General features: G+C 73.8%; 16 protein-coding genes. 5 read left to right on the forward strand and 11 right to left on the reverse strand.

Annotated features, from left to right (window positions below):
* Positions 1 to 178 precede the first annotated feature (178 nt).
* Complete coding sequence (locus tag ACZ5GH_RS33070; protein WP_464336915.1) at positions 179 to 871, forward strand: VOC family protein; 693 nt, start codon at positions 179 to 181, stop codon at positions 869 to 871.
* Between the two features lie 59 nt (positions 872 to 930).
* Positions 931 to 1,416: an iron chaperone gene (locus ACZ5GH_RS33075; protein WP_387753475.1), complete on the forward strand. Its 486-nt coding sequence runs from the start codon at positions 931 to 933 to the stop codon at positions 1,414 to 1,416.
* A 97-nt stretch (positions 1,417 to 1,513) separates the two neighbouring features.
* Here ACZ5GH_RS33075 and ACZ5GH_RS33080 read toward each other — a convergent pair whose 3' ends face one another.
* The 8 genes from ACZ5GH_RS33080 to ACZ5GH_RS33115 all read right to left on the reverse strand — a co-directional run bounded on the left by ACZ5GH_RS33080 (position 1,514) and on the right by ACZ5GH_RS33115 (position 9,199).
* On the reverse strand, positions 1,514 to 1,735 hold the full coding sequence (locus tag ACZ5GH_RS33080; protein ID WP_387753472.1) for a helix-turn-helix domain-containing protein: 222 nt from the start codon (positions 1,733 to 1,735) through the stop codon (positions 1,514 to 1,516).
* On the reverse strand, positions 1,735 to 2,226 hold the full coding sequence (locus tag ACZ5GH_RS33085; protein WP_464336126.1) for a DUF2975 domain-containing protein: 492 nt from the start codon (positions 2,224 to 2,226) through the stop codon (positions 1,735 to 1,737). The genes ACZ5GH_RS33080 and ACZ5GH_RS33085 overlap by 1 nt, the downstream gene beginning before the upstream one ends.
* Before the next feature lie 145 nt (positions 2,227 to 2,371).
* Positions 2,372 to 2,761: a D-ribose pyranase gene (gene rbsD, locus ACZ5GH_RS33090; RefSeq protein ID WP_464336127.1), complete on the reverse strand. Its 390-nt coding sequence runs from the start codon at positions 2,759 to 2,761 to the stop codon at positions 2,372 to 2,374.
* Positions 2,758 to 3,663, reverse strand: a complete 906-nt coding sequence (locus ACZ5GH_RS33095) for a ribokinase (protein WP_464336128.1) — start codon at positions 3,661 to 3,663, stop codon at positions 2,758 to 2,760. Before ACZ5GH_RS33095 ends, rbsD begins: the two co-directional genes overlap by 4 nt.
* An 81-nt stretch (positions 3,664 to 3,744) precedes the next feature.
* Positions 3,745 to 5,691 carry an ABC transporter permease/substrate-binding protein gene (locus ACZ5GH_RS33100; RefSeq protein WP_387753458.1) on the reverse strand — a complete coding sequence of 649 codons (1,947 nt, stop codon included), beginning with the start codon at positions 5,689 to 5,691 and terminating at the stop codon, positions 3,745 to 3,747.
* Positions 5,681 to 7,201, reverse strand: coding sequence for a sugar ABC transporter ATP-binding protein (locus tag ACZ5GH_RS33105; protein ID WP_387753456.1), 1,521 nt, complete (start codon positions 7,199 to 7,201; stop codon positions 5,681 to 5,683). The genes ACZ5GH_RS33100 and ACZ5GH_RS33105 overlap by 11 nt, the downstream gene beginning before the upstream one ends.
* Positions 7,198 to 8,214, reverse strand: a complete 1,017-nt coding sequence (locus tag ACZ5GH_RS33110; RefSeq protein ID WP_387753453.1) for a LacI family DNA-binding transcriptional regulator — start codon at positions 8,212 to 8,214, stop codon at positions 7,198 to 7,200. The genes ACZ5GH_RS33105 and ACZ5GH_RS33110 overlap by 4 nt, the downstream gene beginning before the upstream one ends.
* 175 nt (positions 8,215 to 8,389) lie before the next feature.
* Positions 8,390 to 9,199, reverse strand: a complete 810-nt coding sequence (locus tag ACZ5GH_RS33115) for a nucleotidyltransferase domain-containing protein (RefSeq protein ID WP_387753450.1) — start codon at positions 9,197 to 9,199, stop codon at positions 8,390 to 8,392.
* A 121-nt stretch (positions 9,200 to 9,320) separates the two neighbouring features.
* Here ACZ5GH_RS33115 and ACZ5GH_RS33120 point away from each other — a divergent pair, with 121 nt between their 5' ends.
* Positions 9,321 to 9,743: a DUF4259 domain-containing protein gene (locus tag ACZ5GH_RS33120; RefSeq protein ID WP_387753447.1), complete on the forward strand. Its 423-nt coding sequence runs from the start codon at positions 9,321 to 9,323 to the stop codon at positions 9,741 to 9,743.
* Between the two features lie 22 nt (positions 9,744 to 9,765).
* Here the strand turns inward: ACZ5GH_RS33120 and ACZ5GH_RS33125 are convergent, their stop codons facing one another.
* Positions 9,766 to 11,052 (reverse strand): MFS transporter, encoded by a 1,287-nt coding sequence (locus ACZ5GH_RS33125; protein ID WP_464336129.1) that lies wholly within the window; start codon positions 11,050 to 11,052, stop codon positions 9,766 to 9,768.
* A 142-nt stretch (positions 11,053 to 11,194) separates the two neighbouring features.
* Here ACZ5GH_RS33125 and ACZ5GH_RS33130 point away from each other — a divergent pair, with 142 nt between their 5' ends.
* Positions 11,195 to 11,638: a winged helix-turn-helix transcriptional regulator gene (locus ACZ5GH_RS33130; RefSeq protein WP_387753441.1), complete on the forward strand. Its 444-nt coding sequence runs from the start codon at positions 11,195 to 11,197 to the stop codon at positions 11,636 to 11,638.
* A gap of 98 nt (positions 11,639 to 11,736) precedes the next feature.
* Here ACZ5GH_RS33130 and ACZ5GH_RS33135 read toward each other — a convergent pair whose 3' ends face one another.
* Positions 11,737 to 13,002, reverse strand: coding sequence for a DUF6777 domain-containing protein (locus ACZ5GH_RS33135; protein WP_387753439.1), 1,266 nt, complete (start codon positions 13,000 to 13,002; stop codon positions 11,737 to 11,739).
* Between the two features lie 530 nt (positions 13,003 to 13,532).
* Between ACZ5GH_RS33135 and ACZ5GH_RS33140 the strand changes: the two genes are divergently transcribed.
* Entirely contained in the window at positions 13,533 to 14,903 is a 1,371-nt protein-coding gene (locus ACZ5GH_RS33140) for a streptophobe family protein (protein ID WP_464336130.1), read from the forward strand.
* Between the two features lie 77 nt (positions 14,904 to 14,980).
* On the opposite strand, the gene ACZ5GH_RS33145 is transcribed toward ACZ5GH_RS33140, so the two are convergent.
* Positions 14,981 to 15,427 (reverse strand): hypothetical protein, encoded by a 447-nt coding sequence (locus ACZ5GH_RS33145; protein ID WP_464336131.1) that lies wholly within the window; start codon positions 15,425 to 15,427, stop codon positions 14,981 to 14,983.
* Positions 15,428 to 15,478 lie beyond the last annotated feature (51 nt).

The following is a 15,478-nucleotide window of genomic DNA, read 5'->3' on the forward strand; positions in this document are numbered from 1 at the left end:
CGGCTCCCCACCACCGAGCCGGCCGGTAGGCCGCCGCCCGGGGCCTTTTCCGGCGCCAGGCGGCGGATGCGGCGGCCGGCCATGCCGGTGTGGAGGCCATGCCGGTGTTCATGGCGAAGCAGGTCGCAGGACCGGTCAGGAATCGAGAAGCACGGGCCGCCGCACGGGGCCTAGCGTGATGGTCATGGCAACCACCGCTTCCCCCGTCACCACCGCTTCCACCGCAGCCCTCACCTCCCTCGCGTCCGTCACCATCGAGGTGGCCGACCTGGAGGCCGCCCACCGCTTCTACAGCGCCTTCGGCGTGGACACGTACGTACGCCTACGGGCGTCCGAGGCGCATTCCACCGGTTTCCGCGGCTTCACCCTGGCCCTCACGGTGTCCGGGCCGGCCACCGTCGACGCCTTCGTGGCCGCCGCCGTGGACGCCGGCGCCACGGTGCTCAAGCCCGCCGCGAAGTCGTTGTGGGGCTACGGCGGCGTCGTCCAGGCCCCGGACGGGACGATCTGGAAGGTCGCGACCTCGGCCAGGAAGGACACCGGCCCCGCCACCCGCGAGATCGACGAGGTCGTCCTGCTGCTCGGCGTCGACGACGTGAAGGCCACCAAGCGGTTCTACGCCGGCCGGGGCCTGACCGTGACCAAGAGCTTCGGCGGCAAGTACGCCGAGTTCGCCCCCGGCCAGTCCAGCCCCGTCAAGCTGGCCCTGTACAAGCGCCGCGGTCTGGCCAGGGACCTCGGCGTCCCCGCCGACGGCACCGGCTCGCACCGCATCGTCCTCGGCGGCACCACCAGCCCCTTCACCGACGCGGACGGGTTCGCCTGGGAAGCCGCCGCGCCGATCGCCCCGGCGCCGTCCGCGGCGTCCTGACCCCCGGCTGTCAGCTCCCGCCGCCACCCGCCTCCATCCCTGTTCGAGAGGAACCCGCCATGCAGACCACGAAGACGTCCGCCGAGACCTCCGGCACGACTGCCGAGCAGTACAACGGTTTCACCGCCGAGGAGCGGGCCGCGATGAAGGAGCACGCGCGGGATCAGAAGAAGGCGGCGGCGCGGCGCGGTTCGTCCCGTGTGGAGAGGGAGGCGGCGGCGGAGCGGGACGTGCTCGCGAAGATCGCCGAGATGCCGGAGGCGGACCGCATCCTCGCCGAGCGGATCCACGCCATCGTCAAGGCCGCCGCTCCGGGCCTCGCGCCCAAGCTCTGGTACGGGATGCCCGCGTACGCCAGGGACGGCAAGGTCGTCTGCCACTTCCAGAGCGCGGAGAAGTTCAAGTCGAGGTACGCCACGCTCGGCTTCAGCGACGAGGCGGCACTCGACGACGGCGCCATGTGGCCGACCGCGTACGCCCTGAGGGAGCTGACCGCAGCCGACGAACAGCGCATCAGCGCGCTGGTCAGGAAGGCGGTCAGCTGAGGCCGGCGTGGTGGTCGCGGGCAGCGGTGCGAGAGTTCACGGGATCCGGGGCCGCGAAGGCTCGGCACACGCTCGTGCCGCCGGAGGCAGGCGCGGTTCATTCGCCCGCGGTGTCCTCGGCCTCCCAGCGGAGCAGGTCGCCCGGCTGGCACTCGAGCACCTCGCAGAGCGCGGCGAGCGTCGTGAAGCGCACCGCCTTGGCGCGGCCGTTCTTGAGTACCGCCAGGTTGGCGGGTGTGATCCCCACACGCTCCGCGAGCTCGCCCACGGACATCTTCCGCCTGGCCAGCATCACGTCGATGTCGACGGTGATCGGCATCAGATCACCTCGTCCAACTCGGCCCGCATCCGCGACGCTTCGACGTCGCGGGCGACGGCCTGGGCGAGCAGCGTCCGCAGGACGAGCACGATGAGCGCGACCCCCAGGACGGCCACGCCGATCCCGCCCATGATGACGGTGACGCCGGGGTCGTCCCGCTGGCCGGGCGCGTTCAGGGCGGTGACCGCGAACCACAGGAGAGCAGCCGCGACGATGGCGCCGATGATGACGTCCACGTACCGGAAGGCGGCGTGGGAGAACACGGTCCCGCGTCGCACCATCGTCACCAGTCGCCATACGCAGACCAGGGTGACCTGGGCCGTCCCGAGGCCCAGGACCGTGATCACACGCAGCGGGGTCAGCGGGAGCGACCCGTCCTCCGGGTCGCTCCCGCTGACCAGGACCCACACCATCAATGCCTGTACGAGCACGGTGCCGGTGAGCACCACCGCGAGCACGGCGCGCAGGGCGCGCACTGCCAGCTTTCCCATGACTTACCCTTCCATCGAGCTACGATAGCAATCTATCGATTTTCGATAGACGGGGCAAAGGTGGGATCGCAGGGGCGGGCGGTCGGCGGTTTCGCGCCGTACCGGGATGCCGCCGGGGCACGGCGAGGTGGTCCGGCGGCCCGACTCAGAAGAACACTCCGCACCGCAGCAGGACGTTCGCGTACGGCCGGGCCTCCCCGGTGCGCACCACCAGGCGCGCCCCCGCGCTCAGCTCCTTCAGCGTTTCGTGCGGCACGTACGCGAGCTCGGCGAAGGAGCCGGTCAGCAACCCGTGCGCGGCGGGGTTCGCCTCCCGTACCTCCTGCGCCGCGAGCGCGCCCTCGATCACCAACTCGTCGAGGAGCCCGGTCAGGACGTCCTGGAACGACGGAATCCCCGCCCGGAAGGCGAGGTCGACCACCCGGGGCCCGTCCGGGACCGGCATCCCCGCGTCACACACGAGCACCCGGTCGCCGTGCCCCAACTCGGCGACGGCTCCGGCGAGATGGCGGTTCAGGATCCCGCCCTTCTTCACAGCGCCTCGACCTCCTCGGCGGTGGGGAACGACTCCTGCGCCCCCCGCCGCGTCACGGCGACGGCGCCCACCCGGGCGGCGTACGCGGCGGCCTCCGCGAGCGGGGCCCCCGCGCCCAGCTTCCAGGCCAGGGCGGCCGTGAAGGAGTCGCCGGCACCCGTCGTGTCGACGGCGTCGACCTTCACCGGCGCGACCCGGACGACCTCCCCTCCGGCGGACGCCACCAACGCGCCCTGCGAACCGAGCGTCACCACGACCGATTCCGGCCCGCTCGCCAGCAGGTCCCGCACCCATGCGGCGGGATCGTCGCCGACGGCCCCGCCGCCGAGGATCACCCGGGCCTCGTGCTCGTTGACGATCAGCGGGTCGCAGGCCGCCAGGACCTCGGCCGGCAGTGCCCGCGGGGGAGAGGGGTTCAGCACGAACCTCGTGCCGGACGGCAGTTGCCGCACGACCTCCACGACCGACTCCAACGGGATCTCCAACTGCGCCGAGACCACTCGCGAGGCGCGGAACAGGGGCCCGGCGGCCCGGACGTCCTCCGGCGTGAGCCGTCCGTTCGCGCCGGGCGACACCACGATGCTGTTGTCCCCCGACGGGTCGACGGTGATCAGGGCGACGCCGGTCGGGGCCCCGCCCACCAGGACGCCCTCGGTGTCGACCCCCGCCTCGCGCTGCGACTCCAGCAGCAGCCGTCCGTTCGCGTCGTCCCCGACCCGCGCGAGCAGCGCGGTGCGCGCCCCGAGCCGCGCGGCGGCGACCGCCTGGTTGGCACCCTTGCCGCCGGGATGGACGGCGAGGTCCGACCCGAGCACCGTCTCCCCGGCGCCGGGCCTGCGCTCGACACCGATCACGAGGTCGACGTTGGCCGACCCCACCACCAGCACGTCGTAGTCGTACATCACACTCCCCAATCAGGAAATCCGGAACGGGGCGGCCGGAGCCCCGCTCGCGCGGGCACCCCGGCCACCCCTTTACCCGTCTCAGCCGCTGAACCCGGCCACGTTCTCCTTCGTGACCACCTTCACCGGCACCTTGATGGTCTCCTCGACCTTCTCCCCCTTGATCGCCCTGACCGCGTTGTCCACGGCGATCTTCCCGAGCTGCGACGGCTGCTGGGCCACGGACGCGTACAGCGTCCCCTGCTCGACCGCCGTCAGCCCGTCGGGAGTCCCGTCGAAGCCGACGACCTGCACGGACTCGCCGGCCCTGGACCCGAGCGCCTTCGCCGCGCCGAGCGCCATCTCGTCGTTCGCGGCGATGACGCCCTGGACGTCCGGGTGCGCCTGGAGCAGGTTCGACATGACGTCGAGGCCCTTGGTCCGGTCGAAGTCGGCGGGCTGCTGCGCGACGACCTCGATCCCCGGATACGCCTGGAGCCCCTTGGCGAAGCCCTCGGCCCGCTCGCGCGCGGCGGAGGTACCGGCCAGCCCCTGGAGGACCACGATCCTCCCGCTGCCACCGAGCTTGTCGGCGAGAGCCTTCGCCGCCTGCTCACCGCCGGCGACGTTGTCGGAGGCGACCAGTGCGTTCACACCGGCCTTGTTGACGCCGCGGTCGACGGCGATGACCGGGATCCCCGCCTTGCCCGCGGCCGCCACGGGGTTGCCCGCCGCGTCGGAGTCCACCGGGTTGACGACGATCGCCCCGAGCCCCGAACTGGTGAAGTTCTGCAGCTGGTTGGCCTGCTGCGAGGCGTCGTTCTGCGCGTCGGTGACCGTCAGCTGCACTCCCAGCCGCTTCGCCTCGGCCTGCGCACCCGAGCGGATCTGCACGAAGAACGGGTTGTTGAGCGTGGAGAGCGAGAGGCCGACCTTCTGGCTGCCGGACTTCGCACCGTCGTGCAGGAACGACGTCGCACCCACGACCGCCACCGCGACGAGGGCCGCGAGCCCGTACGTGGCCACCTGCTTGCCCCGTCCGCCGCCGGGCCCCCCGACCGCCGCGGGTGCGGCCCCGGCCCTGCGCCGCACCGTGTCGAGCAGCACGGCCAGCGCGATGACGACACCGATGACGACCTGCTGCCAGAACGCGGAGACGTTCAGCAGGTTCAGCCCGTTGCGCAGCACCGCGAGGATGAGCGCGCCGATCAGCGTCCCCGAAGCCCGGCCCGTGCCCCCGGCGAGGGAGGCGCCGCCGATGACGACGGAGGCGATGGCGTCCAGCTCGTACCCGGTGGCGGCCTGCGGCTGCGCGGAGGACAGCCGGGAGGCCAGGACCACGCCGGCGACCGCGGCGAACGCACCGGACAGCGCGTAGATCGCGAGCTTCTGCCTGGGCACCCGCAGGCCGGAGAGCCGGGCCGCCTCCTCGTTGCCGCCGATGGCGTACATCGAGCGGCCGAGGTACGTACGGCCGAGGACGAACGCCGCGACGAGGCCCATGGCCGCCATGACGAGCACCGGCACCGGCAGCCACCCGCCGAGCGTGTCACCCAGGTGGGAGACCGAGGCCGGGAACGCGATCGGCGATCCGTCCGAGATCACCAGCGCCAGACCGCGCCCCACCGACAGCATCGCGAGCGTCGCGATGAACGGCGGCAGCTTGCCGTACGAGACCAGGAAGCCGTTCACCAGGCCGGCGGCCACGCCCGTCGCCAGCGCCAGCAGCACCGCGACGGCCACCGGCACCCCGTGCGACGTGGCGCTCCACGCCAGCACGGTCGCCGACAGCGCGGCCACCGAACCGACGGACAGGTCGATGCCCGCCGAGACGATCACGAAGGTGACGCCGAAGGCGAGGACGGCGGTCACGGCCGCCTGGACGCCGACGTTGAGCAGGTTGTCGGTGGTGAGGAAGTCGCCCGACAGCGCCGACATGGCGACGAGGAGGACGATCAGCGCGGTCAGCGCGCCGTTGTCGAGCAGCAGACGGCGCAACGTCGCGGCGCCACCGGCGCCCGTACCGCTCTTGAGCGTTTCAGCGGCCACGGGTGGCCTCCAGTTCGGTAGTGGGGTTGCTCACGGCCAGCGACATGACCGCGTCCTGCGTGGCCTCCTCGGCGGACAGCTCGCCCGCGATCCGGCCCTGGGCCATCACCAGCACCCGGTCGCTCATCCCGAGCACCTCGGGCAGATCGCTGGAGACCATGAGGACGGCGGCCCCGGCGGCCGTCAGGTCGTTGACGAGCCGGTAGATCTCGACCTTGGCGCCGACGTCGATGCCGCGGGTGGGTTCGTCGAGGATCAGCACCCTGGTGTCGGCCAGGAGCCACTTGCCGATGACGACCTTCTGCTGGTTGCCGCCGGACAGCGTGCGCACCCGCTGACCGAGCCCGGCCATCCGTACGCCGAGTCGCCCGGCGATCCTCGCGGCGGCGTCGCGCTGGCCCCCGAGGTCGACGATCCCGCCCCTGGTCGCGGACCTGAGGGTGACCAGTCCGAGGTTCTCCTCGACCGACTGGTCGAGCACCAGCCCCTGACCCTTGCGGTCCTCGGGCACCAGCCCGATGCCCGCGGTCATGGCGGCGCCGATGTCGTGCGGCTTCAGGCAGGCTCCGGAGACGCGGACCGTGCCGCGGTCGTACGGGTCGGCCCCGAAGACGGCCCGGACCACCTCGGTACGGCCCGCCCCGACCAGCCCCGCCACGCCGACGACCTCGCCGGCCCGCACCTCGAAGCTGACGTCCTGGAAGACACCGTCCCGGGACAGTCCCTCCACGGACAGCAGCGCGGCGCCCGGGACGGTCCGCTCGCGCGGGTACTGCTGCTCGATGGACCGGCCCACCATCAGCCGTACGAGCTCCTCCTCCGGCGTGGAGGCGGGCACCTGTCCGACCGACCTGCCGTCCCGGATGACCGTGACCCGGTCCCCGAGGGCGGCGATCTCCTCCAGGTGGTGCGTGATGAAGACGATCCCGACGCCGTCCTCGCGCAGCCGGCGCACGATCACGAACAGCTTCTCGACCTCCTCGGAGGTCAGCACGGCCGTCGGCTCGTCCATGACCAGGACCCGCGCGTCCAGGCTCAGCGCCTTCGCGATCTCGACCATCTGCAGGCGCGCGATGCCGAGTTCACGTACCCGCGCGCGGGGCGAGACGCTGACGCCGACGCGCTCCAGGAGCGCTGAAGCGTCCGCCTCCATCCTCTTGCGGTCGATCATCCCGAACCGGCGCGGCTGGCGTCCCAGGAAGATGTTCTCGGCGACCGTCAGATCGGGGACGAGGTTGAACTCCTGGTAGATGGTGGCGATCCCGAGCCGTTCGGAGTCCCGCGCACCGTGGATGCGGACCTCCTCGCCACCGACCAGGACGCGGCCCTCGTCGGGTGCGTGGGCACCGGAGAGCACCTTGATCAGGGTGCTCTTCCCCGCGCCGTTCTCACCGAGCAGCACATGGACCTCGCCCCGCCGCAGGTCGAAGTCGACGCCGTCCAGCGCGACCACCCCGGGGAAGGTCTTCCGCACGCCCTCGATGCGCAGCAACTCGTCCGCGTCGCTCACGACCGGCTCCTCTCCGTTGCGGGGACCTCGCCGCACGAGCGGCGGACGACGAGGCGGGCGGGGAGCGTCACGGAGCGCGGCGCCCGCCCCTCGATGCGGTCCACGAGCGCGCGCACGGCGGCCCGGCCCAGCTCGCCGGTGGGCTGGGCGATCGCGGTGATCGGCGGGTCCGTGTGCACGAACCAGCGGATGTCGTCGAACGCGGCGAGCGCGATGTCGTCCGGCACCCGCAGACCGCGGGCGCGTACGGCGTCCAGGGCACCCAGCGCCATCAGGTTGTCCGCCGCGAACACGACCTGCGGCGGCTCGGCGAGGTCGAGGAACCGCTCGGTCGCCCGCCGGCCGCTGGCGGCCTGGAAGTCGCCCTGGCCGATGTACTGGTCCGGCAGGTCGAGGCCGCACTCCTCCAGCGCCTCGCGGAACGCCTCCACCCGCTCCTGCCCGGTCGTGGTGGCCGCCGGCCCGGCGATGATCGCCAGCCGCCGGTGCCCCAGCCGGTGCAGGTGCACGACGAGGTCCCGTACGGCACCCCGCCCGTCCGCCCGCACCACCGGAACGTCGACGCCGGGGATCCACCGGTCCACGAACACCATCGGCGTCCCGGCCCGGGCGGCGTCCAGCATCAGCGGCGACCCGCCGTCGGTGGGCGAGACCAGCAGCCCGTCGATACGGCGGTCCAGCAGCGTCCGCACGTGGTGGTCCTGCAGTTCGGGCCGCTCGTCGGCGTTCCCGATGATCACGCTGTACCCCAGCGCCCGCGCCTCCTCCTCCACGGAGCGCGCGAGCTCGGTGAAGTACGGATTGAGCACGTCGCTGATCACGAGGCCCAGGGTGTGGGTCTGATCGGTACGCAGCGACCGTGCCACCGCGTTGGGCCGGTACCCGAGCGACGCGACGGCGGCCAGCACCCGCGCCCGGGCGTCCTCGCTCACCGAAGGGTGCTCATTCAGGACACGCGAGACAGTGGCGGCGGACACGCCTGCCTCGGCGGCGACGTCCTTGATGCTCGTCACAGCCGCCCCACCTCCTTGTGGAATCGATTACATCGATGCGTTTCGACGATTGGAATCGATTACATGGCCGTCGGGCAAGCCCTGGGCCGGTGGCTGAAACCTGATCGTGATGAACGCCGTGCCGACGTCCTCACCGTCCCGGTGGCCCGGGCGGCGGAGTGGCCGTCGGACGCCGTTACGGGCGGGGCGCCTTCACGCCGTGGACGGCGGCGTACTCGGCGGCGAGCCAGGGGCCCAGGTCGTCGATGAGTACGGCCAGGGCGGTGCGGTCGACGGTGGGGGTGCGGGCGGTGTCGGCGGCCAGGCGCAACTGGCCGGCGCGGTCCGGGTAGTAGCCGGCGAAGGCCTCGGCGGAGGTGGCGAGGTCGCTCGTCCAGCCGCCCCAGCGGGGCATGACCAGGGTGAAGCCGGTGCGGACCAGGCGGCGGGAGACGACGCGGGCGAGGCGGCGCAGGTCGGCCTCGGTGCCGGCGGTGGCCAGGCGTTCGCGCCAGTGCGGGAGGGCCAGGGCGAGGTCGCCGTTGGTCTCCCGGGCGAGCAGCGAGGTGGGGCGGTAGCGGGGCAGCCGGGTGGCGAGGTCCTCGCCGAGCAGCGGGGTGCAGAGGCAGGCGACGAACCAGCCCAGGTCGTGGCGCTCCAGCTCGCCGAGCAGTGTGCCGGTGCCGAAGAGCAGCACGCCGACGCCGTCCACCTGGGCGAACCCGGCGTCGAGCGAGGCTTCCAGGGCGTCGGCGGCCGCCCGGTCCGCGGCGGTGGGCTCGTGGTGCAGGGCGAGCAGCAGGTCGAGGTCGGAGACGCCGGGGGTCGCGGTGCCGCGCGGGATGCTGCCGTAGAGGTAGGCGCTGTGCAGCCGCTCCGGACCGAAGGCCCCGCTGATCCGCTCGCGGGCGGCGGTGACCACCGGCGCGAACGCCGGCGGCACCCGGTCGAGCGAGCCCTCCCGCGCGATGTACCCGTCCCGGTCGAGCCCCTGCGTGGTCGTCATGACCGTACGATGCCCCATCAGTGCCGCGCTGACCAGCGAATATCCGTCGGCCCGGCGGATTGTCAGTGGGGTGTGCAAGCATCCGTCGCACACGAACACGAGCGGCGTGAGGGGATCGGCAATGGGCACCTGGGACATCGGGCACTTCGACAACGACACGGCGGCGGACTTCGGCGGCGGCCTGGACGACGCGGCGCCGGGCGAGCGCGAGGCGCTGCTGCGGTCGGCGCTGTTGTGCGCCGTCCGGGCGGAGGACTTCCTGGACTCGGACGAGGCGGGCGAGGCGGTCGCCGCCGCCGCGCTGGTGGCGGCGCAGTGCCCCGGCGGGGCGGCGGTGACCACGGCCTACGGCCCCAAGGAGCCGCTGCCGCCGCTCGCCGAAGAGCTGCGCCCGCTCGCGGTGCAGGCGCTCGACCGGGTGGTCGCTGAGGAGTCGGAGCTCGCCGAGCTGTGGGACGAGACGGCGGAGGGCCCGGCGTGGCGGGAGGGCATACGGGTGCTGCGCCAGGTCCTCGCCACGGCCGCGCCGGCGGAGGGGAGTTGAGCGGTGCGGAGCCGGGCGGCGGTCACCGGCGGGCCGCCGCCCACCAGTAGCCGAGCGCGGTGAGGCTGGTGGCGGCGCCGAGCAGGCAGACGGCCGTCCAGCCGCCGTGGTCGTAGGCGACGGTGGACAGGATCGCGCCCGCGCCGCACCCGGCGGAGTAGAGCAGCATGTAGCCGGCCGTCAGGCGGCTCTGCGCCTCGGGGCGGACTTGGTACAGGAGGTGCTGGTTGGCGACGTGGACGGACTGCAGGCCGTAGTCGATCACCACCATGGCGAGCACCAGCCACCAGACCGAGTGCGGCAGCAGGGCGGCCGGGAGCCAGCCGACCAGCATCGCCGAGAGGCCGGTTCCGGCGGTGCGTTCGGCCCGGCCGCGGTCGGCCTGGCGGCCGGCGTACCCGGCGCCGAGGGCTCCGGCGGCGCCGGCGAGGCCGAGCAGCCCGATCTCGGTGTGGCTGAGGTCGAAGGGCGGTGCGGCGAGCGGGAGCACCATCGGGGTGAGCAGCACGGTGATGGAGGTGAAGCTGAGCAGCGCGAGGACGGCTCGGACGCGGAGCACGCGCTCCTGGGCGAAGAGCACGAACACCGAGCCGACCAGGCGCGGGTAGCCGATCCGTTCGGCCGTCCGGTGCCGCTCGGACGGGACAGCGGCCGCGACGGCGAGGGCCATGGCGGCGGTCGCGACGGCGGAGGCGACGTAGACGGCGCGCCAGCCGGCCAGGTCGCCGATGGTTCCGGCGACAGTGCGGGCGAGCAGGATGCCGACCACGATGCCGCTGGTCACGGTGCCGACCACGCGGCCCTGGTCGCCCGGCGCGGCGAGTTGGGCGGAGTAGGCGACGACCACCTGGGCGACGACCGCGAGGACGCCGACGGCGGCCATCGCCGCGAGCAGCAGCGGAGCGGAGGGGGCGAGTGCGACGGCGAGGAGGGCGAGGGCGGACAGCCCGAGCTGGGCGGTGATCAGGGTGCGGCGGTTGACGTGGTCGCCGAGCGGCACGAGCAGCAGCAGGCCCAGGGCGTAGCCCGTCTGGGTGAGGGTGCCGACCAGGCCGATGGTCGCCGGGGCGATGCCGAAGTCCCGGGCGATCAGGTCGAGCAGCGGCTGCGAGTAGTAGACGTTGGCGACGGCGAGGCCGCAGGCGACGGAGAGCAGCCAGGCGATGACGGGTGACAGGCCGCGCGGTGGGGCCCCGGAGGCGGTCTCGGACGTGACGGCCGTGTCGGACGTGGCAGCAGTCACGGAGCCGGCAGCGGTCAGGGCGGTGTCGGACGTGGCGGAGGTGGCGCTGCGGGCGGGAGAGATCATGGGCGGGACTCCCTCGAAGGGCGCGGTGGTTTCAAAGTGCTACCGCAGCACCATGGCATATTCTGGTTTTGATAAGCAACCACGTCATGATCGGTACGCTGGGCGCCGACCGGTGACGGGCGACAGCTGAGAGGTGGGAGAAGTGCCGAGACGCACCACGCACGAGGAATCGACCTGCCCGGTCGCCCGTCCGCTCGACGTCGTCGGCGACGGGTGGACGCTGCTGATCGTCCGTGACGCCTTCGACGGGCTGCGCCGCTTCGGGCAGTTCCAGAAGAACCTCGGCCTGGCCAAGAACATCCTGTCCTCCCGGCTGGCCAACCTGGTCGCCAACGGCGTGTTCGTTCTCGCGCCGGCCGCCGACGGCAGCCCGTACCAGGAGTACGTGCTCACGGAGAAGGGGCGCGCGCTGTTCCCGGTGATCACGGCGCTGCGGCAGTGGGGTGACCAGTGGTTCTTCCAGGAGGGTGAGCCCCGGGCGCGCCTGGTGGACCGCGAGTCCGGCGCCCCCGTCGCGCCGGTCGAGGTGCGCTCGGCGGACGGCCGGGTGCTCGGGCCCGAGGACGCGCGGGTACTGCTTCCCTGAGGCGTGCCGCTGCCACCGGCCGGAGGGTGGCCGGTGGCAGCGGGGGTGGTGGCGCGTCGGGCCGGGTCGGCTCCGCACCGGTTCGGTTCCGCGTCGGGTCAGCTCTGGGTGGCGGCCGACGCGGTCGGGCAGGGCGGCAGGGTGGACGGGGCCGTGGTCGCGCAGGTCGCGGTCGGGGTGTTCGGGCCGGTGGCGGTGGTCGTCGTACCGGTGGTCGTCGTGCCCGCGCTCGTCGTGCCGGTGCCAGTCGCCGTCGGGGCGCTCGAGGTGGTGCCGGTCGGTGACCGGGTGGCCGTCGAGGTGCCGGTCGAGGAGGAGGGCGTGCCCGTCGTGGCGGTCGACCCGGACGGCTGGCCCGAACCGGTCGAGGACGTGGCCCCGGAACTCGTCGCGCCCGACGAGCTCGGGCCGGACGAGGTGGCCCCGGAACTGGTCGCGCCCGAGGAACTCGGCCCGGACGACGTGGCGCCGGAGGAACTCGGCCCGGACGAGGTGGCCCCGGAGGTGGTGGCGCCGGAGGCCGTCGCCGAACCCGAGGGCGTGGAGGGCTTCCAGGGGCCGGGCGCCGGGATGCCGGGCACCAGCGGCCCCTTCGGCGGCTCGACGTGCCGGTCCACGATCTCGATCCGTCCGGTCAGCCGGGCGAACCACCCGCCGGTCTCGATGTTCACCAGGACGATCTCGGTCACCGGCCGCGGGGCGGGCACGACCACGACCAGCGTGGTCGGCTGGAAGCCCGTCCACGGCTTGCCGGTGTACTTGGCGTTGCTCACCAGCTTCGGCGGCTTCAGCGGGTTGCCGCAGGAGCAGCGCACCCGAGGCACGCCCTGGGAGTCCACCAGGACGGCCGTTCCCGCCTGGAGCGCGGACTGGTACTCGACCACCGCGCCGCTCTTGTAGCTGTGGTTGGTCACCCGGGTGTCCACCCGCAGGTAGGCGGAGGTCAGCGAGCGCAGGTAGCCGGGGATGTCGGCCTGCGCGATGCCGGCCGCCGAGGCCCAGGCACGCCCGGCGTCCCCGGTCGAGACCATCCCGATCAGGCGCTCGGTGTCGCAACTCGGCTTGTTCATCGTCCCGCCGTACAGTCCGGCGGAGCCGCCCTCGACGCTGTGGAGCGCCGCCGGCGAAGTGCTCTTGGGCGAGGTGCCGCCCGGCTGCTGCGCCGTCGGGGTGGCGGGGGCGGGTGCGGGTGCGCTCACCCCCTGGGTCTCCACCGACGGGGTGAAGGGGGCCGGCCCGGGGTCGGCCGGGGTCTGCAGGGCGACCTCGTTCGCGGTCGGCACGCTCGTGTCGTGGCCGCCCTTGTTGTTGCTGGTGATCAGCACGGTGGCCACCACGGCCGCCGCCACCGCGCCCGCGGCCACGGCCAGCCCCTTCCGGGAGCGCCACCACGGTGTGCGCGCGCCGCGCCCGGGGCCGCCCGCCGACGACCCGCCGGGCCCGCCCGGCCGCCCGCCGCCGCCTGAGCCGGAGGCGCCGGAGCCCCCGAACGGACCTGAGGGCGGCGGAGGCGTGGACGTCGGTCCGGACGCACCCCCGCCGGACGGTGGACCGGCCAGCGGCCCGGAGGGGGGACCGGACGGGGGACCGTGCGGGGGTTCGCCGGCCGCGCCGGACGGAGGCGGTTGGGACGTCATCGATGCTCCGTTTCGCAGGTGGCCGGCCGAACGGCCGACCCGGGAAGCTCCTGCCACTGGCTTCCCTTTGTCCCCCGCCGACCCCTTCGTCGCAACAGCAGGTGCTCCGGGCGTCGCCGAGCGTGGCCACCGAACGTCGGCCACCCTGGAAACCCCACCGGAAGCCGGTCGGCAGCCGGACGGGAGTCCTCCGGCGGTCGTTCGAGCCCGGGCCCCGGGCCGGATCCGGGGCACCCCGCGAGCGACGAGGAGGCGGCATGCAGCAGCCCACCACCCGGGCCGCGGGCCCGCCCGGCGCCGTGCGCGGCTGGCTGGACGCGCTCGCCGTCGTGCTGGCCGGGCTGGTCGCGATGGCGGCGGTGGCCGCGCTCGGCCTCTGGCTGGCCGGCGCCGACGATCTCCCGGACGGCGGCTTCCCCGCCGTACTGGCCGCGACGCTCGCGCTCGCCGTCGGCGGCGACGTCCAACTCGACGGCGGAGCGGGGAACGTCGCGTCCATCGAGGCCGGGATCAGCGCGATGCCGCTGAGCGTCTCGGTGGTCGGCGCGGTCGTGATGGCCGAGGTGTTCCTGCGTCAGCTGCGCTTCCGCGCGGTCGCGGGCGGCGGTGAACTGCTCGGGCGGATCGGCCGGACGGTGCTGGTCTGGCTGCTCGCCCTGGTGCTGCTCACCGTCGGCGCCCGGCACAGCTTCGTCGTCCCGCTCGGCGGCGACCTCGCGCAGTCGCTCAGCGGCGCGCTCGGGCTCACCCCGGAGGTCGGCTTCCACGCGGACGGCCCGACCACCGTCGGCATCGGGCTGGCCTGGCTGCTGCTGGTGCTCGCGGTCACCTTCGCGGTGTCCCGGCGCGCCCCGCTGCCGCCCGCCCTGGTGCGCTACCAACTCGCCGTCCGGCCGGCCGCGTTCGCGCTCTGGACGGTCCTGCTGGCGTACCTGGCGATCGGCGCGGTGGCCGGGGTGCTGACCGCGGTCGTGCACGGCAACGCCCGGCAGACCCTGGCCGTGGTCCTGCTCGCGCTGCCCGACCTGGTCTGGCTGGCCTTCGGCGTCGGGCTCGGCGCCGAATGGCACGGCCGGCTGGTCGGCGCGCTCGGCCTGCCCGTCCCCAAACCGCTCAGCACGGTGCTGCGCGCCCCCGGGGGCGGCCCGGCGACCATCGACCTCGGCACCCTCGCGGAGCAGGACGCGCGCAGCTGGTGGCTGCTGCCGCTGGCCGCCGTCCTGCTGCTGGCGGCCGCCTTCCTGGCGGCCAGCCGCTCGCCGCGCACCGTCCGGCTCTGGCAGCACGCCGTCCGGTTCGGGCTCGCCACGGCCGTCACCGTGCTGCTGGTCGGCCTGTGGACCCGGGTGGACGCCGACTACGGGCTCTCCGTGCTCGGCGTCGGCCTGGGCCAGGGCGGCCTGGGCGACCTGCTGGGTGCCGTGCTCGGCGGCGACAACCCGCTGTCCGGGCTGGGCAGCGGCAGCCTCACCCTGCGCCCGGTGCTCTGGACGGCGGTGCCGCTCGCGGCGGGCTGGGGGCTGCTCACCGGCGCGCTCGGCGCCCTGCTCGCCACCCGGGTGCGGCACCGCGGCGAGGTGCCGGCAGGCGAGGCGTCGGCGGGCAAGGCGTCGGCGGGCCCGGGGTGACGGACCCGGGGTGACCGGCGCGAGCTGCCGAGCAGGGGGTGGCCGGTGCGCGGGCCGGCAGGCGGCGCGGCCCCGGCTCAGAACAGCCGGTGGCCCTGCACCCATCTGGTCTTGCGGCCGTCCGTCCGGATCTGCCGGAGCTTCCCGACGCCGTCGTGCATGCTCGCCCCGAACAGCAGCGACGGGCCGACGATCACGCCCGCGGCCGCCAGGCCGAGGAGCAGGCCGATGTTGTCGACCGTCTGGTCGTCGCCCTCCTCGACGGTTCGGCCGCCCAGCTGGATCAGCAGGGGGACGGTGGCCAGCAGCGAGAGCACCAGCAGCCAGCCCACCACCCGCTGGACCCGCTGCTTGACCCGCGCCCTGGCGGCGGTCTCCACCCGGACCGAGAACGACCGCGTGCAGCGCGGACAGATCAGGCCGATCTCCTGGTTGCCGCCGGTGGGCCGGGGCGAGCCGCCCTCCGGCAGGTGCGCGACGTGCCAGTTCACCTTCGTCACGGTGGGCCCGTGCTCGACGCTCACTCGGCAACCGAGACCGACGACGTACCGGTCGGTGATCGGGATCCTGACCAC

The organism is Kitasatospora sp. Xyl93 (assembly GCF_055383135.1).

Bases quoted from the DNA above. Each gene is read 5' to 3' on its own strand.
- ACZ5GH_RS33070 (WP_464336915.1), top strand. From the start codon at position 179: ATGGTCATGGCAACCACCGCTTCCCCCGTCACCACCGCTTCCACCGCA.
- ACZ5GH_RS33075 (WP_387753475.1), top strand. From the start codon at position 931: ATGCAGACCACGAAGACGTCCGCCGAGACCTCCGGCACGACTGCCGAG.
- ACZ5GH_RS33080 (WP_387753472.1), bottom strand. From the start codon at position 1,735: ATGCCGATCACCGTCGACATCGACGTGATGCTGGCCAGGCGGAAGATG.
- ACZ5GH_RS33085 (WP_464336126.1), bottom strand. From the start codon at position 2,226: ATGGGAAAGCTGGCAGTGCGCGCCCTGCGCGCCGTGCTCGCGGTGGTG.
- ACZ5GH_RS33095 (WP_464336128.1), bottom strand. From the start codon at position 3,663: ATGTACGACTACGACGTGCTGGTGGTGGGGTCGGCCAACGTCGACCTC.
- ACZ5GH_RS33115 (WP_387753450.1), bottom strand. From the start codon at position 9,199: ATGACGACCACGCAGGGGCTCGACCGGGACGGGTACATCGCGCGGGAG.
- ACZ5GH_RS33120 (WP_387753447.1), top strand. From the start codon at position 9,321: ATGGGCACCTGGGACATCGGGCACTTCGACAACGACACGGCGGCGGAC.
- ACZ5GH_RS33125 (WP_464336129.1), bottom strand. From the start codon at position 11,052: ATGATCTCTCCCGCCCGCAGCGCCACCTCCGCCACGTCCGACACCGCC.
- ACZ5GH_RS33140 (WP_464336130.1), top strand. From the start codon at position 13,533: ATGCAGCAGCCCACCACCCGGGCCGCGGGCCCGCCCGGCGCCGTGCGC.